Annotated in this window: 19 protein-coding genes; 9 read left to right on the top strand and 10 right to left on the bottom strand. The window is 57.9% G+C overall.

Features of this window, described 5'->3' with window-relative positions; genetic code table 11:
• Positions 1-78 precede the first annotated feature (78 nt).
• Positions 79-1,122 carry a LacI family transcriptional regulator gene (locus JHC09_RS17230; protein WP_349236567.1) on the top strand — a complete coding sequence of 348 codons (1,044 nt, stop codon included), beginning with the start codon at positions 79-81 and terminating at the stop codon, positions 1,120-1,122.
• On the opposite strand, the gene JHC09_RS16150 is transcribed toward JHC09_RS17230, so the two are convergent.
• On the bottom strand, positions 1,119-2,933 hold the full coding sequence (locus JHC09_RS16150; protein WP_182394714.1) for an ATP-binding cassette domain-containing protein: 1,815 nt from the start codon (positions 2,931-2,933) through the stop codon (positions 1,119-1,121). The genes JHC09_RS17230 and JHC09_RS16150 overlap by 4 nt on opposite strands.
• Before the next feature lie 228 nt (positions 2,934-3,161).
• Positions 3,162-3,653 carry an iron-responsive transcriptional regulator RirA gene (gene rirA, locus JHC09_RS16145; RefSeq protein ID WP_169196849.1) on the bottom strand — a complete coding sequence of 164 codons (492 nt, stop codon included), beginning with the start codon at positions 3,651-3,653 and terminating at the stop codon, positions 3,162-3,164.
• A 200-nt stretch (positions 3,654-3,853) separates the two neighbouring features.
• Here rirA and JHC09_RS16140 point away from each other — a divergent pair, with 200 nt between their 5' ends.
• A complete protein-coding gene (locus JHC09_RS16140) occupies positions 3,854-4,159 on the top strand; it encodes an HU family DNA-binding protein (RefSeq protein WP_169196848.1) in 306 nt (101 codons plus the stop codon).
• 3 nt (positions 4,160-4,162) lie between these two features.
• On the opposite strand, the gene JHC09_RS16135 is transcribed toward JHC09_RS16140, so the two are convergent.
• Together JHC09_RS16135 and JHC09_RS16130 are read right to left on the bottom strand one after the other, a co-directional pair.
• Positions 4,163-5,344: an ROK family transcriptional regulator gene (locus JHC09_RS16135; protein ID WP_199532824.1), complete on the bottom strand. Its 1,182-nt coding sequence runs from the start codon at positions 5,342-5,344 to the stop codon at positions 4,163-4,165.
• A gap of 129 nt (positions 5,345-5,473) precedes the next feature.
• Complete coding sequence (locus JHC09_RS16130; RefSeq protein ID WP_199532823.1) at positions 5,474-6,412, bottom strand: aldo/keto reductase; 939 nt, start codon at positions 6,410-6,412, stop codon at positions 5,474-5,476.
• A gap of 456 nt (positions 6,413-6,868) precedes the next feature.
• Between JHC09_RS16130 and JHC09_RS16125 the strand changes: the two genes are divergently transcribed.
• The 5 genes from JHC09_RS16125 to JHC09_RS16105 all read left to right on the top strand — a co-directional run bounded on the left by JHC09_RS16125 (position 6,869) and on the right by JHC09_RS16105 (position 12,211).
• A complete protein-coding gene (locus tag JHC09_RS16125; protein ID WP_199532822.1) occupies positions 6,869-8,464 on the top strand; it encodes an ABC transporter substrate-binding protein in 1,596 nt (531 codons plus the stop codon).
• A 163-nt stretch (positions 8,465-8,627) separates the two neighbouring features.
• Positions 8,628-9,635 (top strand): ABC transporter permease subunit, encoded by a 1,008-nt coding sequence (locus JHC09_RS16120; RefSeq protein ID WP_199532821.1) that lies wholly within the window; start codon positions 8,628-8,630, stop codon positions 9,633-9,635.
• Between the two features lies 1 nt (position 9,636).
• Positions 9,637-10,533 (top strand): ABC transporter permease subunit, encoded by an 897-nt coding sequence (locus tag JHC09_RS16115; RefSeq protein WP_169196843.1) that lies wholly within the window; start codon positions 9,637-9,639, stop codon positions 10,531-10,533.
• Positions 10,534-10,538: 5 nt separating this feature from the next.
• Positions 10,539-11,387, top strand: a complete 849-nt coding sequence (locus JHC09_RS16110) for an ABC transporter ATP-binding protein (RefSeq protein WP_199532820.1) — start codon at positions 10,539-10,541, stop codon at positions 11,385-11,387.
• A complete protein-coding gene (locus tag JHC09_RS16105; protein ID WP_169196841.1) occupies positions 11,384-12,211 on the top strand; it encodes a dipeptide ABC transporter ATP-binding protein in 828 nt (275 codons plus the stop codon). Before JHC09_RS16110 ends, JHC09_RS16105 begins: the two co-directional genes overlap by 4 nt.
• 65 nt (positions 12,212-12,276) lie before the next feature.
• Here the strand turns inward: JHC09_RS16105 and JHC09_RS16100 are convergent, their stop codons facing one another.
• The gene (locus JHC09_RS16100) at positions 12,277-13,311 is read right to left on the bottom strand and encodes a Gfo/Idh/MocA family oxidoreductase (RefSeq protein WP_199532819.1); all 1,035 of its coding nucleotides are present in this window, start codon (positions 13,309-13,311) and stop codon (positions 12,277-12,279) included.
• An 81-nt stretch (positions 13,312-13,392) separates the two neighbouring features.
• Here JHC09_RS16100 and JHC09_RS16095 point away from each other — a divergent pair, with 81 nt between their 5' ends.
• Positions 13,393-14,118, top strand: a complete 726-nt coding sequence (locus JHC09_RS16095; RefSeq protein WP_199532818.1) for an SIMPL domain-containing protein — start codon at positions 13,393-13,395, stop codon at positions 14,116-14,118.
• Here JHC09_RS16095 and JHC09_RS16090 read toward each other — a convergent pair.
• The 5 genes from JHC09_RS16090 to JHC09_RS16070 form a co-directional block, all read right to left on the bottom strand.
• Positions 14,115-14,429 carry an HPr family phosphocarrier protein gene (locus tag JHC09_RS16090; RefSeq protein WP_169196838.1) on the bottom strand — a complete coding sequence of 105 codons (315 nt, stop codon included), beginning with the start codon at positions 14,427-14,429 and terminating at the stop codon, positions 14,115-14,117. The genes JHC09_RS16095 and JHC09_RS16090 overlap by 4 nt on opposite strands.
• 3 nt (positions 14,430-14,432) lie before the next feature.
• The gene (locus tag JHC09_RS16085; protein ID WP_169196837.1) at positions 14,433-14,834 is read right to left on the bottom strand and encodes a PTS sugar transporter subunit IIA; all 402 of its coding nucleotides are present in this window, start codon (positions 14,832-14,834) and stop codon (positions 14,433-14,435) included.
• Positions 14,835-14,982: 148 nt separating this feature from the next.
• Positions 14,983-15,441: an HPr kinase/phosphatase C-terminal domain-containing protein gene (locus JHC09_RS16080; RefSeq protein WP_169196836.1), complete on the bottom strand. Its 459-nt coding sequence runs from the start codon at positions 15,439-15,441 to the stop codon at positions 14,983-14,985.
• Between the two features lie 9 nt (positions 15,442-15,450).
• Positions 15,451-17,142, bottom strand: coding sequence for a sensor histidine kinase (locus JHC09_RS16075; RefSeq protein ID WP_169196835.1), 1,692 nt, complete (start codon positions 17,140-17,142; stop codon positions 15,451-15,453).
• 97 nt (positions 17,143-17,239) lie between these two features.
• Positions 17,240-17,956, bottom strand: a complete 717-nt coding sequence (locus JHC09_RS16070; RefSeq protein ID WP_169196834.1) for a response regulator transcription factor — start codon at positions 17,954-17,956, stop codon at positions 17,240-17,242.
• A gap of 243 nt (positions 17,957-18,199) precedes the next feature.
• Here JHC09_RS16070 and pckA point away from each other — a divergent pair, with 243 nt between their 5' ends.
• Complete coding sequence (gene pckA / locus JHC09_RS16065; RefSeq protein ID WP_199532817.1) at positions 18,200-19,792, top strand: phosphoenolpyruvate carboxykinase (ATP); 1,593 nt, start codon at positions 18,200-18,202, stop codon at positions 19,790-19,792.
• Positions 19,793-20,318: the final 526 nt, after the last annotated feature.

The following is a 20,318-nucleotide window of genomic DNA, read 5'->3' as shown; positions in this document are numbered from 1 at the left end:
GCGCGCTTGGTCACAATCTGGTGTTCTCAGCGTCCGCCGCAATGTCCATTGCTGTTTGACCATTAAGAGGTTCATTTCGTGTCAGATGACGACCAAGCGCCAGTTGCTCGCAGCAAGCGCGGCGTGAAGCCCAGCGGCAAACCGACACTTAAAACCATTGCCGAAATGACCGGCCTGGCCGTCACCACCATTTCGCGGGCGCTCAACAATGCCCCAGAATTGGCGCAGGACACGCGCGAGCGCGTGCAAAAAATTGCTGCCGAAATTGGCTATCTGCCAGATCGGGCGGCGCTGCGTTTGAAAACGGGGCGCACCAATGTCGTCGCGCTGATTTTGGAGCCGGAAGAGACCATTTATGGTTTCGGCACGAACTTGGTTTCAGGCATTACTGAAGCGCTGCGTGACACGCCCTATCATCTCGTCATCACGCCTTTATTCCGCAATGTCGACCCGATCGTTCCAGTGCAGCATATCGTGCGCAACCGCATGGCCGACGGGGTGATCTTTTCGCGGGCCGAGCCCAATGATGAGCGCATTCGCTACCTATTGGACGAAAACTTCCCCTTTGCCGTCCACGGCCGCAGCGCCTTTTCCGAGCCGCACCCCTTCGTCGATTTCGACAACGAGGCCTATGCCTACCACGCCACCAAACGCTTGGCGACGAAGGGCTGTAAAAAGGTGTCGATCGTTCTTCCGGACAGTGCGCTGACCTATACTGAACACCTTAAATCCGGTGTTCTGCGCGGCGCTCAAGAAGCCGGTATCGAGGCTGAGTTCGCGGCTGACGTGAACCTGAGCAGTCATTCCGATGCCATGCGCAGCTACATCATCAAGCGTGCGCAGCGCCCAAACCCACCCGATGGCTATGTTTGTGCTTCCGAGCTCTCAGCGCTGGCCATTATTGGCGGATTGACCGACGCCGGCCACACGCTGGGCGATGACGTTCACGTCGTCACCAAGCAGTCCTCGTTCATGTTTATGCAATTCCAGCCGCAGGCTGAAACCGTGCCGGAGGACTTTGTCCATGCCGGTCGCGAGCTCGGTCAAATCCTCCTGCGCCGTATCAACGGCGAGCAGGAGAACCTGACGCATATGCAAGAGCTGCGTATTCCCTGGCTTTAGCCTTCGATTTCCTCGCGCAGCATTTCAAGCTCCAGCCATTGCTCTTCAGCCTTGGCCTTCTTGGTTTCCAGCGCTGCTAGGGCGTTGGTCTGGCTGGCAAAGCCGTTTGGGTCGCGCACGTAAAAATTGGCATCAGCAAGCTTGGCGTTGACCGCTTTGATCTCAGCGTCGAGCTTTTCGATATCCTTGGGCAAGGTTTCGAGCGCGTGCTTTTCCTTAAAGCTCATCTTGCGCTTGGCAGGCTGGGCAGCTGCGGCTGCGGCTTCAGCCTTGCGCTTTTCGGCCTTGGACGCTTTTTCGACGACGCGGGCTGAAACCCCTGCGCCGCGCTGACTGACCATGTCCGAATAGCCACCGGCATATTCAGTCCAGTCGCCATTACCCTCGGCCATAATGACGGAGGTGGCGACGCGGTCGAGGAAGTCACGGTCGTGGCTCACCACCACCACGGTCCCGGCATAGTCCGAAACCATTTCTTCTAAGAGATCGAGCGTTTCGAGATCGAGATCGTTGGTCGGTTCGTCGAGCACGAGGAAGTTTGAGGGCAGGGACAACGCACGGGCTAGGGCAACGCGGGCGCGTTCGCCACCCGAGAGCTTGCCGATTGGCGTATTGGCCTGTTCGGGGGTGAAGAGGAAGTCCTTCATATAGCCAACCACATGCTTGGGTTCGCCATTGATATGGATGGTGTCGCTGCCCCCGCCGGTCAGCGCATCACGCAAACGCGTCTCGGGCTCAAGCTTGGCGCGCCCCTGATCGAGCATTGCCAGCTCAATGGCGGAGCCAAGTTTGATCGTGCCGGTGTCGGGCTCAAGCAAGCCGGTCAGCATTTTGATCAGCGTTGTCTTGCCCGCGCCATTCGGCCCAACAATACCCACACGATCGCCACGCAGAACGCGCGTCGAGAACTCACGCACCACGGTGCGCTCGCCAAAGCTCTTGCTCACCATGTCCGCTTCGGCAACCAAAGCGCCGGAAGTGCGGCCTTCGCTCACTGCCAGGGTCACGCTGCCCTGCACCTTGCGCTGATCGCGACGATCCTGACGCAGGCCGGAGAGGCGTTCAAGGCGACCCACATTGCGCTTGCGGCGCGCGGTCACGCCATAGCGCAGCCAATGCTCTTCGCGGACAATCTGGCGGTCGAGCTTGTGACGCTCTTTTTCTTCATTTTCGAGCACTTCGTCGCGCCAGCCTTCAAAGGCCGAAAAGCCCTTTTCAATGCGGCGCGTGAGACCACGGTCAAGCCAAACAGTGGAGCGGGTGAGGTCCGAAAGGAAACGACGGTCGTGGCTGATCAAGACGAGGGCCGAGCGCATGGAGCTCAACTCATCCTGCAGCCATTCGATCACGGGCAGGTCCAAATGGTTGGTTGGTTCGTCCAGCAGCAGCACATCGGGTTGCGGTGCCAAGACGCGCGCAAGCGCGGCGCGACGGCCTTCGCCCCCGGAAAGCGTGCTGGGGTCTTCTTGGCCGGTCATGCCGAGTGCGTCGAGCAGATACTGCGCGCGATAAGAATCATCGCCCGGCGCAAGGCCGGCTTCAACATAGGCGAGCGTCGTCGCATACCCTTTGAGGTCCGGCTCCTGCGCCAAATAGCGAATGGTCGCGCTAGGTTCTGCAAAGCGCTTGCCGCCGTCGTGCTGAATAAGACCGGCTGCGATTTTCAAGAGTGTCGACTTGCCCGAACCATTGCGGCCAACAAGCGCGATCCTCTGGCCTGGGGACACAATCAGCTCTGCACTTTCTAGCAGTTGCGTACCGCCAAAAGTGAGGGAGATGTCCTGAAGCGAGAGAAGGGGAGGCTGGGCCATTGTGTCGTCCGGTATTGTTCAATCGCGCATAGACCACAGGGCCGATGGCTAATCAATCACGCTAAAAAGGAAAAGGCCGGTCAGGACGTTGAGGATCCTAACCGGCCGGGGAGACGGCAGCAGCAAGCCCCGTCATTTTGGCGCTGCCCCAAGGCCCCAAGGGGGAGCGCCATGCCCCCAATCAACCATGCATAAACATGATTGTCAAACTCATATTTGATTTTCGGATCATTCCGCCGGAATAGCGTTGACGATTTCGCCGTCTTCCGTGGCGTTCACAGCCTCTGTCGTTGAAAGGCCAAGACGTTCGCGAATAGAGCGTTTACGCGCTGCTAGGTTGGCGATTGTGTGCTTGTCCAAAACGTCAAAGAAGGCGCCAAGGGCTTCCCGCAATGCGCCATTGAGATCGCATTCCCCGATCAGCGGGCAATCCGCGCCTTCCTCAAAGCATTCCGCCAGTGCGAAATTTTCTTCGGTCAGACGAATGGTCTGCAGCAGGGTGATTTGATCCGCTGGTTTGCCCAGCTTAATGCCGCCGTGACGACCGCGCACGGTCTGCAGCAGTCCTGCTTCGACCAATGGCTTGATCAGTTTGAACAGGAACAGCTCAGAAATTCCATATGCACGAGCTATTTCTGCAACCCTACTGAGGCCTGGCTCGTTAACCGCACAGTAAACGAGTGTGCGAATGGCGTAGTTGGATTGGCGGGTAAGTCTCACGGATGGTCTTCCTTAGGGTCTACCTCTGGCGTCGAGGTGTAACACTCCACCCAGATTATAACCATTCTAAGAAATGTCAACATTTGTTGAGCGTGTTCGTCAGGATAAAAAACCGATGATAGGGCTTTTTTATCGCAACCAAAATGCGGTTACGCACGTTTATATTCGTAACAGGAACTTAAATGCCTTAGGAGGTATGAGTGGAAAAGACGGTTACGCGAGCTCTGCTCAGCGATCGCGCTGTCCAAGCAACGGGTTGCTCCCGTCAGGACGCCAGCACTTTGGTTGATCGCCTTCTTGAAATCGTGGGTGAAGAGCTCAGCATTGGCGAGACCGTCAAGTTGACCGGCTTCGGTACGCTGCAGGTGCGTTCGCGCGCCGAGCGCGTTGGTCGCAATCCGCGCACAGGGGTTGAGCATCCAATTGCTCCCCACCAGACAGTCGTGTTTATTCCGAGCGCGCGCTTGCGCGACGCGCTGGATGATCTTGCCGGTGAAAAATCCTAACTCTTAGAAATATCGTCTATAGAGAGCCAGTTCAGCGGCGCCTATTGCGGAAGCAAGGGCGCCGTTTTTGCCTGCGCTGACGCGCGGCGGTACAAAGCGACGAACCGGCAGGCTCTCCAGACACGTCTGCACTTCGGTGGCGAGTCTCTGACTGAGCTCGCGGCTGAGCGAGCTATCAATGATCACTAAGGGCGTTTCCAACACGGTCACCGTGTTGAAGATGACGCTCGCCATGGCGCGCGCGCTGGCGGCGATCCAGGTGTTGAGCTGCTCTTCATATCCTTCGCCGGTCCATTCAGGCGGGAAGGGTGCAGAAATCTCATTGCCACCAATGGCTTTGCGCAAAGCCAGAAGCGAGGCGGTATAGTGGGCCTCAAGCGGTCCGCCGCCTTCTGGATGCACGAGCATCGAGCCTAAGTCGGCACCATGCCCCGTCGGCCCTTCCCAAAGTTCGCCATCCCCGACAATGCCGGCGGCGAGAAAGTCGCTGGCGAGCAGGTAGACAATGCTGGCCGGGCGTGGCGTCGCCAGCGCGATCAGTTCGCTCCAGCACGCAGCATTGCCGTCGTTGAACACCGTTATGTCCAAATGGGTTTTGCGCGCCAGTTCAGCCTTGGGGTTGATCTCGCGCCAGAGCGCGATTTGCTCTTCCGGTGCATAAAGCTCGCTCATCCCCCCACCCAAATCGGCGGGGATCGCGAGGCCAACATCGAGCACTTTCTTTCGCCGTTGCGGCGGCAGCGCCCCGAGGGTTTCCTCAATGCGCTCGCCGATCCAGTCGAGCAGGCTATGCGCATCAGGATAGGCGTAGGTCAGCGAATGGCTGTGCACCACCTCGGCATGAAGATTGAGCAGCAGCACTTCGGCACGGGTCCAGCTAATCTCAACCCCAATCGCCAATCCCCCATGGGGATGGAGCGAAATAGGGGTGGCCGGTTGCCCGCGCTTGCCGCGTACAGCGTCCCCCCGCATGATTAGGCCATTGTCTTCCAAGTCGAGCAGAATGGCCGAGACAGTTTGAGGGGCAAGCCCTGAAATGCGTGAAATCCCAGCGTTAGAAACCCCTGGGTTAAACCCAATAGCGCGCATGACCGTTTTGGAATTGGCCTTGCGCAGAGTGTTGTGACGCATTCCGAGCTTGGCCGGAGCAAAAACGTCACGAGTGTGTTGCTGCGATTTAAACATAAATGAGCTCGCGGAAGCGACAGAAACACTCAGCGTCTATCAAATCGGATATGGAGTTATTTCTGTAAAATACTGATTCGTAATGAAAGTTTGCCATCCTTGCAAAGCAGAGCTTTGGCCGCAAGGCCATCATTGCCCTGCTTTATCAAGGAGCTGGTGTTGATCTGCTGTTAACGTCAGTGTTGCGCCGCGGACGAGGCTGGCGAGTTGCCTAATTGTTGTCGCCGAAGCTATAGGAGCAGTCACTCCGGGCTGGGCGACGAGCCAGGCAATCGCGATTTCGGCTAGTGTCGCGTTTTGTTCGGCCGCCACTTGATCGAGCGCCGCCAAAACCGCCAATCCCTTGTCATTGAGATACTGAGCCACGCCGCCGCCGCGAGCGGATTGGCCAAAATCTGCTGCCTTGCGATACTTGCCGGTCAAAAATCCCGCCGCCAGCCCAAAGTAGACTACGGCACCCATATTGCGCTCCAGCAGATAGGGGCGCAGTCCTTCAAACTCAGCGCGGTCATAAAGATTGTAGCGCGTCTGACACACTTCATAGCGTTGCACGGCGAGGGACTGCGCGCGCTCTTCGGCGTCGGCCAGCATCTCTGCCGTATAATTGGACGCACCAATGGTGCGCACTTTGCCCGCCCCAATCAGGCGATCATAGGCCTCCAGCGTTTCGTCATGAGGCGTGTTCGCATCGGGCCAATGGCTAAAGTAGAGGTCAATATAGTCGGTCTGCAGGCGCTGCAGCGACGCCTCAACCCCTGCCATAATAGCGTCGCGTTTCAAGCCACCCGGCTGGCGGGCCGAATTGACCTTGGTGAAAAGATGGATCTGGTCGCGTCCACCTCTTGCGCTGAGCCACTTGCCAATAATGGTCTCGCTCAGCCCTGGTGGATTGCCCGGCACCCAATTGGGATAGCCCTCTGCGGTGTCGATGGCGGTAAATCCCGCGTCCACAAAGGCATCCAAAATTGTAAAGGCGGTGGCCTCATCAACGGTCCACCCAAAAACATTGCTGCCGAAAACCAGTGGCATAATAGAAATGCCGCTGCGGCCTAAGTCACGCGCACTCATGCTGCCCTCCCGTTGGACTTGAGGCTCAGTCCACCAGCGTTTTGTCTATCCTGCTTTCAGATAGTTGGCGCGTATGTGTCATGATAATTTCTGTCGTGGCAAGGCGCTGCCGCAAGCTTATCGGTCACAAGGGTCATTGCGCAGCAAGACGATCGATCACGATGACTCGTCCCCAGACGCAATTGCGTGTTTGGAAACGGGCCAAAGGGCTGTGACAAGTGGTAGCAGGCGCGGGAATGCTTGTGATTTTTACGACAGTAACGCACACGTGATTATTGGGGATTTAGACCGCAATATCAGGCGTTTAAGCGATTAAGTGTCGTTGCAATTTTCGTGCAAATGCAGATTTGACCAATTGGTCAGTAATTGGCGTTGCACTTGGGTTTATTCTGAGGTTTTTTATGGCAATGTCCTTTGGTTGTACCATCGGACGTCCACTCCCCGGGAGACGCTCTCATGAAATTGATGAAAACCCTGATGGTCGCGACGGCCATGACGGCTGTTGTCGTCGGCACGGCGCAGGCTAAGCAATTGGTCTACTGCTCGGAAGCCTCGCCTTCGCACTTTGACCCTGGTCCGCAGACCGGTGGTAACGATTTCGACGCCTCGGCGCACACCATTTACGACCGCCTGGTTGAGTTCGCTCCCGGCAGCACCGAAGTCGTTCCTGGCTTGGCTGAGTCGTGGGAAGTTTCGGCTGATGGTCTTGAATATACCTTCAAGCTCCGTTCGGGCGTGAAGTTCCACACCCAGCCATACTTCACCCCAACCCGCGACATGAACGCTGACGACGTGATATTCTCGTTCGAGCGCCAGTGGAAGCAGGACAATCCTTGGTACGAATATCTCCCAGGCATGACTTGGGACTATTTCCAGGGCATGGACATGCCTGGCGCGATCAAGTCGCTGGAGAAGGTCGATGACCTGACCGTCAAGCTGACCCTGAACGAAGCCAATGCGCCAATGCTGGCGAACTTGGCGATGCAGTTCGCTTCGGTCGTCTCGAAGGAATATGCTGACCAGCTCGCAGCTTCGGGCGACATGGCCTCCTTCTCGACCCAGCCCGTTGGCACTGGCCCGTTCCAGCTGGTTGATTACCAGCTCGATTCCGTCATCCGCTACCAGGCTTTCCCTGACTACTTCGCAGGCAAGCAGCCGATTGACGATCTGATCTTCGCGATCACCACCGATGCTTCGGTGCGCGCTCAGCGTCTGATCGCTGGCGAATGCGATATCATGCCATACCCAGCGCCAGCGGACATTCCGACCCTTCAGGGCAATGACAAGCTGACCGTTCTTGAAGCCGAAGGCCTCAACATCGGCTACATGGCTTACAACACCACCGAAGCACCGTTCGACAACGTCAACGTGCGTAAGGCGCTCTCGATGGCCGTCGACAAGCAGGCGATCGTTGATGCGGTCTACGAAGGCGCGGGCCAGGTTGCTAAGAACCTGATCCCACCAACCATGTGGTCCTACAACAACGCTGTTGTTGATGACGTCTACGATCCAGAAGCGGCCAAGAAGCTGCTCGAAGAAGCTGGCGTTACCGGTCTGACCACCGATCTGTGGGCGATGCCGGTTTCGCGTCCATACAACCCGAATGCTCAGCGCGTTGCTGAACTCATTCAGGCCGACTGGGCTGCCATTGGCGTCACTGCCAATATCATCTCCTACGAATGGACCGAATATCGCGAGCGCGGCAAGCTGAAAGACCGTAAGGGTCCATTCCAGATCGGCTGGAGCGGCGACAATGGCGATCCGGACAATTTCTTCGGCACTCTGTTCTCCTGCGCGGCAATTGGCGTGTCCAACTATGCGTCATGGTGTAACGAAGAGTTCGAAGCGCTGATCCAGAAGGCCAAGGCCACGACCGATCAGGCAGAGCGCACCGCGCTCTATGAACAGGCTCAGGTTCTCTTCAAGCAGGAAGAACCAGTCCTCACCCTTGCTCACTCCAAGGTGTTTATGCCGATGAATAAAAAGGTGCTCAACTACACCATGAGCCCTCTCGGCACGCACTCCTTCGTGGGCGTCGACGTCGCGGAATAAGCCTGCCTCGTTACCTATCAACGGGCTTCGGGGGTAATACCCCGAAGCCTTTCTGCATCATGCCACGTCAAAGCTTTGTTATTTGACCGACGCTTAGCTGAGCTGGAAACAGCGGTCTTTCCAATCAGCAGAGTCATCAAGCTGTGGCCAAGAGAACCCGCATATGCTGAACTATATCCTGCGCAAGTTAGCGCTGATAATTCCGACCTTGATCGGCATTTCCATCTGCGCCTTTGCGTTCGTCCGCGTTCTGCCCGGCGATCCAATCCTGGCCATGGCCGGTCAACACGGCGTCACCCCTGAGCGATATGAAATCCTCAAGGAGCAGTTCGGCTATAACCTGCCGATCTGGCAGCAGTATTTCAACTATGTCGGCGGCCTGCTGCAAGGCGACTTCGGCGTCTCTTTGGCCACCAAGCGCCCCGTACTGAATGAGTTCTTCACCCTGTTCCCGGCAACGGTTGAACTGGCGCTGATGGCCATGCTCTTCGCGGTCGCGATTGGTGTGCCCTTCGGTGTTCTCGCAGCCGTCAAGCGCGGCTCGTGGATTGATCAGCTTTCGATGAGCGTCGCGCTCGCTGGCTATTCCATGCCCATCTTCTGGTGGGGTCTGCTGCTGATGATGTTCTTCTCCGCCTATTTGGGGTGGACGCCAGTCTCTGGCCGCATCGCGCTCACCTTCTTCCTCAAGCCCATCACCGGCTTTATGCTGATCGATACGCTGCTGCACGGCAATTGGCCGGCCTTCGTCTCGGCACTGCGCCATCTTATTCTGCCCGCCATTGTGCTCGGCACCATCCCGCTTGCGGTTATCGCGCGCCAGACGCGCTCGGCCATGCTCGAAGTTCTGGGCGAAGACTATGTCCGCACCGCCAAGGCCAAGGGCCTATCGAGCCGTCGCGTCGTCAACGTTCACGCCCTGCGTAATGCCATGATCCCGGTCATCACCACCATCGGCCTGCAGGTTGGCTTGCTGCTCGGTGGCGCGATCTTGACCGAAACCATCTTCTCTTGGCCCGGCATTGGCAAATGGATGATCGATTCCATTTCCAAGCGTGACTATGTCGCCGTGCAGTCTGGTCTCTTCCTGATCGCCTGTATCGTCATGGTCGTGAACCTTATCGTTGACGTGCTCTATGCCGTCATTAACCCGCGTATCAGGGTGAAATAATATGGCCGCCACACAGAGTTCCCCGACAACCATCAAGCAGCCGAACGCTTTCGCTGAGTTTTGGTTTTACTTCTCGGTCAATCGCGGCGCTGTCATTGGTTTGGCGGTGTTCGCAATACTGATCCTGGTTGCACTCTTTGCGCCTTGGATTGCCCCTTATGCGCCCGAACAGCAGTTCCGCGCCTTCATGAAGGTCCCACCTGCTTTTGCAGGCGGCACCATGCAATTCCCGCTCGGCACCGACGAGCTGGGTCGCGACATCCTCTCGCGCCTCATTCACGGCGCGCGCTATTCGCTCTCGATCGGCCTGATCGTTGTCACCATCGCAGCCAGCGTCGGCATTATTCTGGGCGTTCTGGCGGGCTATTTCGGTGGCTGGGTCGATAACGTCATCATGCGCGTCATGGACATTATCCTGGCCTTCCCATCCTTGCTGCTTGCCCTCGTGCTGGTCGCAATTTTGGGCCCGGGCCTGCTCAATGCCATGCTGGCGATCTCTCTCGTGTTGCAGCCTCACTTCGCGCGTCTCGTTCGCGCGGCGGTCATGGCAGAGAAAGATCGTGAATATGTGGTGTCGGCCAAAATGGCTGGCGCAGGCCACATTCGCCTAATGTTCAAGACCATCCTGCCGAACTGCCTTGGCCCATTGATTGTTCAGGCAACGCTGAGCTTCTCGAATGCCATTCTCGACGCGGCCGCTCTCGGCTTCCTCGGCATGGGTGCGCAGGCACCGACCCCAGAATGGGGCACCATGCTCGCCAAGGCACGCGAATTCATTTCCAGCGATCCATGGATCGTCACCTTGCCAGGTCTGGCCATTTTGATCACTGTTCTGGCGATCAATCTGGTGGGCGATGGTCTGCGTGACGCTCTCGATCCAAAACTCAAGCGGAGCTGACCCCAATGTCCCTGCTCGAGATCAAAAATCTCACTGTCGCCTTCGATACCTCCAATGGTCTGTTCAAGGCCGTCGACGGTATCGATATTTCGGTCGATGAACGCGAAGTGCTGGCCATCGTCGGCGAGTCTGGGTCGGGGAAATCCGTCGCCATGCTCGCAACTATGGGCCTGCTCCCCGCTTCGGCCCATGTCAGCGCCGACAGCATGACCTTTGCGGGTCGTGATCTCTTGGCCATGTCGGCTGCCGAAAAGCGCAAGATCATTGGCAAAGACATCGCCATGATCTTTCAGGAGCCAATCGCCAGCCTCAACCCATGCTTCACAGTTGGTTTCCAGATTGGCGAAGTGCTGCAAAAGCACCTCGGTCTTTCGGGCCGGGCAGCGCGCGACCGTGCGCTGGAACTGCTGAACCTTGTCGGCATTCGCGATGCGGAAGACAAGCTCAATGCCTTCCCCCACCAGATGTCGGGTGGTCAGTGCCAGCGCGTCATGATTGCGATGGCGATTTCCTGCAATCCAAAGCTGCTGATCGCTGACGAGCCAACCACGGCGCTCGACGTGACCATTCAGAAGCAAATTCTGGATCTGCTCGTGCGTCTGCAGGCTGAAACCGGCATGGCGCTGATCATGATCACCCACGATATGGGTGTCGTGGCCGAAACCGCCGACCGCGTTGTGGTCCAGTACAAGGGCCATAAGATGGAAGAAGCCGACGTGCTCTCCCTCTTTGAAAACCCGCAGTCAAACTACACCCGCGCTCTGCTTTCGGCACTGCCCGAAAATGCTGTTGGCGATCGTCTGCCGACCGTTTCCGACATGCTGTTTGAAGCTGCACCAGGAGTTCGCAAATGAGCACTCCAGTCCTAGAAGTCCGCGATCTTAAGCGCGATTACGTGTCCTCGGGTGGCCTCTTCCGCCCGGCCAAGGTCAACCACGCGGTCAAGGGCGTTTCCTTCTCGCTCGAAAAGGGCAAGACCCTCGCTGTCGTTGGTGAAAGCGGCTGCGGCAAGTCTACTCTTGCCCGCATGATCACGCTGATCGACGAGCCAACTGCTGGTGACATCCTCATCGACGGTCACAAGGTTTCGGCCGAGAACGTCTCCAAGGAACTGCGCCAAAAGGTGCAGATCGTCTTCCAGAACCCTTATGGCTCGCTCAACCCGCGCCAGAAGATCGGTGAAGTGCTTTCCGAGCCTCTGCTCCTCAACACCAGTTTGAGTGCGGCCGAGCGGCGCGAGAAGGCTATGGCCATGCTGATCAAAGTTGGCCTGCAGCCAGAACACTTCAACCGCTACCCGCACATGTTCTCGGGCGGTCAGCGTCAGCGTATCGCCATTGCGCGCGCGCTCATGCTCAACCCAAGCTTCTTGGTCCTAGACGAGCCCGTCTCTGCGCTCGACCTGTCAGTTCAAGCGCAGATCCTCAATCTCCTTAAGGATCTTCAGGAAGAGTTCGGCCTCACCTATGTCTTCATCAGCCATGACCTCTCGGTCGTGCGCTACATCGCTGATGAAGTGATGGTGATGTATTTTGGTGATGTGGTGGAGCGTGGCACGCGTGAAGACGTCTTCACCAACCCTCAGCACGACTACACCAAGACCCTCTTTGCCGCGACCCCACGCTCCGATGTCGATCACATCAAGGCGCGTCTCGCCCGCAAGAAGGCCGCCGCCTGATCCGGCGTCAAATCGAAGTTTGAGAAAGGGCCTCTCGCACCATACGGGAGGCCCTTTCTCTTTTCTTATAGAGTGACTTTTGCACCCGCCTGTCCCGAGGCAATCAATGCATCGATCAGGCGATGGACGTGCAGCGCGCTATGTCCGGTCGAAACCGGCTGACGATCCTCCAAAATCGCATCGGCGAAATCGGCGATCTGCGCCGCATGCCAATCAAATGGGAAAGCCATCGGATCCGCGCCCCCGCCGCTGACCGTCGGTTCGCCCACACTCTCCACGCGTCCATCATGATAGGAGAGTGTCAGAGTGCCGCCAGAGAGCGTCGCTGTCGCCTTATCAAAAGCCAGCGTCAGGCTTTCCGCCCCACCGGGATAACAGGCCGTGGTAGCCATGAGCGAGCCCACAGCGCCACTTTCAAATTCTAGCCCGGCGCTGACAAAATCCTCAGTCTCCATTGTGTGGATGCCCGTCGTCGCGACAAGGGCGTTCACCGATTTCACCGGCCCCGTCAGACTGAGCATTAGATCAAGGGCATGAATGGCTTGGGTAATAAGAACGCCCCCGCCATCCTGCGCAAAAGTCCCGCGCCCCGGCTTGTCGTAATACCCTTCTTGTGGCCGCCACCACGGCACGGTCAGATGCACCATTTGCAGCCTGCCCAATTCGCCGCTTTTGACTTTTGCTGTCAGCGCCTTGGAGGCCGCGCGGAACCGGTGCTGGAAGATGATCCCCAGTTTCACCCCAGCCGCGTCCGCGAGCCCGACGATTTCCTCTGCCGCCGCCAGCGTCCGCTCAATCGGCTTTTCGCTCAGGATATGCTTACCTGCCTTGGCCGCCTTTTCGACAATCTCCAACCGCGCATTCGGGGTTGTTACGAGCAACACGACATCCACCCGTGGATCAGCAATCAACGCATCCAAATCTGTCGCTGCGGGGAGGGCATAGCTGTCGCAGAATTCTTTGAGCTGCGCCTGATCGCGCCGGTAAACGCCAACAACGTCAATCTTGTCTTTAAGAGAGTTGAGCGCCAGCGCGTGCGGTTTGGCCCCCATGCCAGCCCCAATCAGCGCAAGACCAATTTTCCTCTGTTCATCCGCCATTCAGGGCACTCCTTCTATCCCTTAGTTGCGCCATGTTCGCGGCGCAATCTGCCATACCACTTTGCTCGCAGGGGGATTAGCATGAATTTCGGAATTGTCGTGGGTGCAGTTGTCCTCGCCGCTGGCATCGCTGGGGCAGGCTACCTCGTTGGCGATAGCCTCATCACCAGCAAACAGCCTTTGCGGACGGTGACTGTGAAGGGGCTTTCGGAACGCGCGGTCGAAGCCAATTTGGGCTTCTGGCCCATTCGTTTCGTCGCCACCGGCGCAACGCTGGAACAGGCCCGCACCAGCCTCGAAACATCGGAAACCGCGGTCAATCGCTTCCTAGAAGAGCGTGGCTTTGCCGCGGAAGAAATTCAGGTCCAGAACGTTCTCGTTGAGGATCGCGCTGCGGGCTATAACGCCGGCTCCATTCAGGATGAATACCGCTTCGTTCTGACCGAAGATCTGCTCGTCACCACAGATAAGGTGCAAGACCTTGCCGCCGCTTCCCGCGAGGTCGCCGATCTCTTGCGCCAGGGCGTGGTGTTCTCGGCTGATGCCTATAGCGCCGGGGCGAGCTTTGTCTTCACCGGCATCAACGACCTCAAGAGTGAAATGCTCACCGAAGCCACACAGCGCGCCAAAGACACAGCGGCCCAGTTCGCCACCGAATCCGGCGCCAATGTCGGCACCATCCAAAGTGCCAATCAGGGTGTGTTTGAAATCCTGCCTGCGGTCGAAATCCCCAACGACCGTCCGGAAAAGCAGATTGATAAGAAGGTTCGCGTGGTGACAACCATCACCTATTCTCTGGTCAATTAAGCCTGCGACGCGCCTTCTACGTCCTCATCAAAGCCATTGTTGACCAGCTCGACAATGGCCTCGAGTGCCTCGCGCGCCTGCTTGCCGGTGGCCTGCACCAGAATGTTCGAGCCCGGCCCAGCGCCCAGCATCATCAGACCCATAATGGAATTGCCCGCAACCGAAGTGCCGTCTTTAATGACGGTGATGGTCGCGTCAAAGCACTCCGCTGTCCGCACGAAGCGTGCGGAAGCCCGAGCGTGTAACCCTTTGAGGTTCACGATGGTCAGTTGTTGCGCCAGCGCTCTGCCAGCACCACCAGTTCCGTCCATAGATTAGGATCCGCCGAGGATTGAGTTTGCGACGGTAATATACTTACGGCCCGCTTCCTGCGCTAGAGCCACCGCTTCTGCGACAGGCAAATCGCCCCGCACGCGGCCCAGCTTTACCAGCATGGGCAGGTTAACCCCCGCGATCACTTCCACTTGGCGCGTCTGCATCACAGAGATGGCCAGATTGGATGGCGTCCCGCCAAACATATCGGTGAGAATGATGACGCCTGCGCCAGTGTCGGCGCGGTCGATGGCGGAAAGAATATCCTCGCGCCGGGTTTCAGCGTTGTCTTCAGGACCAATCGCTATCGTTTCGATATATTCCTGCGGACCAACAACATGCTCCATGGCCAACTTAAATTCGTCAGCCAGTGCCCCGTGGGTCACCAGAACCAAACCAATCATAGACAATCCCCAGTCGGCGGCTGCTCGCGTGATGACCTGCGAGACATCGCTTCTGCCCCTTGGCCGAACCGATCCAAGATCGGTCGAATAAGAGCCCGCAGTCTTGCCCTCACACACCCTAGTTGCAAGGGAAATATTATGAGGCTTGTTAAACCTTAGCGCTTGCGCGAAGCGCTTCAAGCACCAGAAGCTCTTGGTGGCCAAGACTAATCTGATTGGCCGTCGGCACTGGCGCGCGCGGGAATTGATAGCCCGCAAGCTCCGTCACGAGCTCATCTTCCTCCACCATGCGGATCAATTCCGGCACAAGGTCGATAATCACAGTGAGTCGCGCCCGTTCCGCATGGGGGCGCTGAACAATGCCGCGCCCGCGCAATTCAATAAGGCCTGCCAAGCTTTTGGGTGCCAGCATGATGAGGCCGTTGCCGTCGTCGCTGATATCAATCCGATCGTCAGCAACCAGACGCGCCTCAAGCCCACGACCGTCGAAGCGTTCGAGCAGGGCGAGCGCGAGTACCGATTTGCCAGCACCAGATGGACCGCGCAGCAGGACGCCTGCGCCATCGAGAATCAAACCGGTGCCGTGAATATTGAGAGCTGTCGTCATGCCCCCAATCTACTTTTTGGCGCGCGGTAACACAATGGTGAACACAGCCCCAGAACGATCGGTCCGGTTATGGGCCTTAATCGTCCCCTTATGGGCGTCGACAATTTGTTTCGATATCGAAAGCCCAAGGCCCGAGTGATTACCAAAGCTCTCGGTTTCCGGTCTGTCGGTATAGAACCGCTGGAAAATCCGGGTGACGTCGCCGGTGATCCCTGGCCCCTCATCGCTCACCGTGATGGTAATCTCGTCAGCATCGGTGCTCACCGCAACGGTCACTGTGCCGTCCTTAGGCGAGAACGACACCGCATTATCGATGAGATTGGCGAAGACCTGCGCCAGGCGGCTTTCATGGCCGCTGATCGTGGTGGTGCCGCGCCCGGTGCGCTTGCCCAGCACAACATTAACATCGCGTCCCGCCGCCATGTCCCGCTGAATAGCCACCATGGCTGTCGCCAATTGCTCGACATCGACCAGTTCCACGCTTTCGCGCGCCAGTTCAGCGTCGAGGCGGCTGGCACTAGAAATATCGGTAATGAGACGATCAAGACGCCGAATGTCGTGTTGAATAATCTCGTTAAGGCGCTGCTTGTCTTCCTCGCGCTTGGCCAGCGGCAAGGTCTCAACCGCCGAACGAAGCGAGGTGAGCGGGTTTTTAAGCTCATGCGCCACGTCCGCTGCAAAGCGCTCAATCGCCTCAATACGGTTGTAGAGCGCATCCGTCATCCGGCGCAGCGCATAGGACAAGTGCCCAATCTCGTCCGGACGTTCGCTGAAATCGGGGATTTCCGCGCGCGCGTCACCAGCAGTTTGCACGCGTTCTGCAGCCGCAGCGAGGCGACGCATCGGACCCGCAATGGTCCCGGCGAGCAATAACGAAAGGACGATCTGAACGCCCGCCGCAATCCCTGCGATCCGCAAGAGGCTCCATCGCTCCTGCGCCACCACAGAGTCGATATCGCCCGGCGCGGTCGAGAGTAGAATGGCGCCGACATAGGCGCGCATGCGCTGCACTGGCACGGCCACTGACACGACCAGTTGATTATGAGCGTCGACACGCACGAAATCGGCTGGCGCGCCCAGTAGCGCCGAGGCGACCTCCGGATAGCGCTGACCTTCATCAGCACCATATTCCTGGTAGGTCGGGTAATTGTCGCCTGGCGACCAGTTGAGCAGCGCATTCCACCAGCTGAGGAGGAAGAACTCCTCGTGGCTCTCGGTGCTGATCGAGGGGCGCAAGACTTCGCCCTTGGTATAGATATTGTCGCTGTCGAGAATGAGCAGGCCCTGCTGATCATAGATGCGCGCGCGCGTGCGCGTCGGCATGATCAGATTGCGCAGCACCGGTGCGATCCGTTGCGGATCAATCGGAAATTCCAGCGAAGGGTCATAATAGGAAAGGGGGGAGACATTGCCCGCCTGACTGTCGAGCAGACGGTCAGGATTGATCTGAATGATGTCGCTATCCACCGTCGCCGATGAAGCGATGGCGGCAGAGATGATTTCGCCCTGCACGCGCAGCGATTGCACGCGCGCGTCGATCAGCCCGGCGCGCCACTGGTTGAGATACAAAATCCCCACCACCAGCACGAGCAACCCCGCCATGTTCAGCACGACAATGCGGCGCGTCAGGCTCGAGAAAATCGTGAGATCGAGAAAACGCTGAATACCGCTGATCAGCTTGATCAGCGGCACAAAAATCATGCGCCAGCCCTTGTTCGATGAGCGCTGAGAGCTCTCAACAGGGTCAGGGTTGGCTGCGTTCGGTTCTGAAAGGGGCCCCTCGCTCGACACAGAGGTCTTATTGCTCCTTGAAGCGATAGCCGACGCCATAGAGCGTTTCGATCATTTCGAAATCATCGTCAGTGGCTTTGAACTTCTTGCGCAGACGTTTGATGTGGCTGTCGATGGTGCGATCGTCGACATAGACCTGATCGTCGTAAGCAGCATCCATCAGCGCATTACGCGACTTCACCACGCCGGGACGCAGCGCCAGCGCTTGCAAAATGAGGAATTCGGTCACGGTCAGCGTCACGCGCTGGCCCTTCCAGGTGCAGGTGTGGCGTTCTTCGTCCATCACCAGCGAGCCGCGCTCAATCAGTGCCTTGCTTGGTGTAGGTTCGCCACCGGCAACGCCAGGTGCGCCCGGCTCGCGCGGGGCCGAACGGCGCAGAATGGCTTTCACTCGTTCTACCAAGAGACGCTGGCTGAAGGGCTTGGTGATGAAGTCATCCGCACCCATCTTGAGGCCAAACAACTCGTCGATTTCCTCATCCTTGGAGGTGAGGAAGATCACCGGCACATCCGATTTCTGGCGCAGGCGGCGCAGCAGTTCCATGCCATCCATACGCGGCATTTTAATATCGAGAATCGCTAGATCAGGCTTGTCCGTGGTCAGGCCTTCAAGCCCGGACACGCCATCAGTGTAGGTCGCCACGGTGTAGCCTTCAGCCTCAAGCGTCAAAGACACCGAGGTCAGAATATTGCGGTCGTCGTCTACCAAGGCGATCTTGGGCATGAGCTGCCTTTCTTCTCGTGGTGCAAGCGAGTCCGTAAACCCGAACTTTATCTACAACTGCCGTTGCAAGCGACAATTACGCATTAAATAAGGCGCATGACCGTCTAATACCAGTGTTCGCCCGAAAACTTCCACTCTCCGACTTCCGTCGTACGACCCATTGCCCGATGGTTTGTGCCGCTCAGAAAGCCGTATTTTCCGCTCCAGACGGCACTCATCGGAGTGTCGGAAAGGAGACGAACAATGTCTGGCTTCGATCACGTCGCCCTGAGAGATGAACTTGTTACTTCTGCCGCTTCTGTCAGCGACAATGCTATTGCGCCCCAGTTGGTCGCAGCATCTCTCGCCAACGGTTATGGCCGCTTGACCGCGCATGGCGCGCTGTCGGTGGAAACGGGCGCTTTTACCGGCCGTTCTCCAAAGGACAAGTTTATCGTTCGCGACGCGCTCACTGCCGACAGTGTTTGGTGGGAGAACTCCGGCGCGCTTTCGCCAGAGCATTTTGATGTGCTCTTGGGCGATGTGAAAGCCCATCTGGCCGGTCAGGACATGTTCCGTCAGGACCTGCTCGCTGGTGCCGATTCTGAACACCAATATGCCGTCACCGTGCTCACCCCGAGCGCTTGGCATGCCCTGTTCATTCGCAATCTGCTCATCCGTAAGGGTGAAGGTATTGCCGAGGGCGCCGCCGCAATGGCTGTCACCATCGTTCATGCGCCGAACTTCAAGGCCGATCCGGCCCGCCACGGTTCGCGCACAGATACCGTCATTGCCCTCGATATGAGCCGCAATCTCGTGGTCATCGCGGGCACGCTCTACGCTGGCGAAATCAAGAAGAGCGTCTTCTCGCTGTTCAACTTCCACGCGCCTCGCCACAATGTTCTGCCGATGCACTGCTCGGCAAATCTTGGCCCTGAAGGCGAAGCAGCGCTGTTCTTTGGTCTCTCCGGCACCGGCAAGACCACGCTGTCGAACGACCCGAACCGTCCGCTCATCGGCGACGACGAGCACGGTTGGTCCGATCGTGGCGTCTTCAATCTTGAAGGCGGTTGCTATGCCAAGACCGTAAAGCTCTCGGCCACGGCAGAGCCTGAAATTTACGCGGCAACGCGCGAATTCGGCACCGTGCTGGAAAACGTCATCCTCGACGATCAGCACGTTCCTGAGTTCGACGATATCTCGCTGACCGAAAACACTCGTGCGGCCTACCCAATCCATGTCCTGCCATCGCTGGCCACGGGCAGTGTTGGTGGCACGCCAAAGACCGTCGTGTTCCTCACCGCCGACGCCTTTGGTGTTCTGCCGCCGCTCGCCAAGCTGACCCCCGAGCAGGCTGTCTACCACTTCCTGTCTGGCTACACCGCTAAGGTCGCTGGCACCGAGCGTGGCGTCACCGAACCACAGGCAACCTTCTCGGCCTGCTTCGGCGCGCCGTTCATGCCACTGCACCCAACCGTTTACGGCGAAATGCTGGCGGACCGTCTGCGTTCGAGCGGCGCTCAAGCGTGGCTGCTGAACACCGGCTGGACCGGCGGCGGCTACGGCACTGGCAAGCGTATCGACATTGCCTCGACCCGTCGTCTGCTCACTGCAGCGCTTGACGGCTCGCTTGATGACGTTGAATTCCGTCTCGACCCAATGTTCGGCTTTGCGGTGCCAACCGCTCTCGAGGGGATCGACGCCAAGCTGCTCGACCCACGTCAGACCTGGGCCGACACCGACGCCTACGACATGCAGGCCACCAAGCTTGTGGCTTTGTTCCAGAAGAACTTTGAAAAGTTCGGTTCCGAAGCCGATGCCGGCGCGGGCCCCCAGATGGCCATGGCAGCTGAATAAGCGTCACCAGTCACAGAATATAAAAAGGGCGCCCCGTGCGCCCTTTTTTATTGTCTGGGTTTTGACGCATGCCCAAAAACCGACACCCTCTTTACCTCTCCCTTAGGGGGAGAGGTCGACCGCAGGCCGGGTGAAGGGGCCTTTTTACGTCTACCGACCGCGTCACCCTAAATCCCTCGCAACGCCCTCAGTGCCCGCCTGACGTCGTTCCCTCACCCAACACCGCTCTGCCTCCCTCCCCTTGAGGGGGGACTGTTTACAACTTGCTCATTTGGGATTCTAGTTTGACTGCTTGGGGGTGATTTGCCGGAGGGTTTGAGATGGATTGTCCAGATTGTTCTAGCACTGCCACGGTCAAGCGCGGTCTCAAGGCGGGTTACCAGCGATTTAGCTGTAAGGAGTGTGGTCGGTACTTTACTGATCGCGCCCCTAAATTCAGCGCTCAGACAAAAGCGCAGGCCGTTCAGATGTATCTCAACGGCACCGGCATTCGGGCCATTGGGCGCGTCCTTTCGGCCTCCCCAGC

The sequence above is a fragment of the Devosia sp. MC532 genome, from assembly GCF_016461625.1.
In the GTDB taxonomy this organism is placed as follows: domain Bacteria; phylum Pseudomonadota; class Alphaproteobacteria; order Rhizobiales; family Devosiaceae; genus Devosia.
The sequence above is the reverse complement of the archived record's forward strand: the minus strand, read 5'-3'. Positions and strand labels throughout refer to the sequence as shown.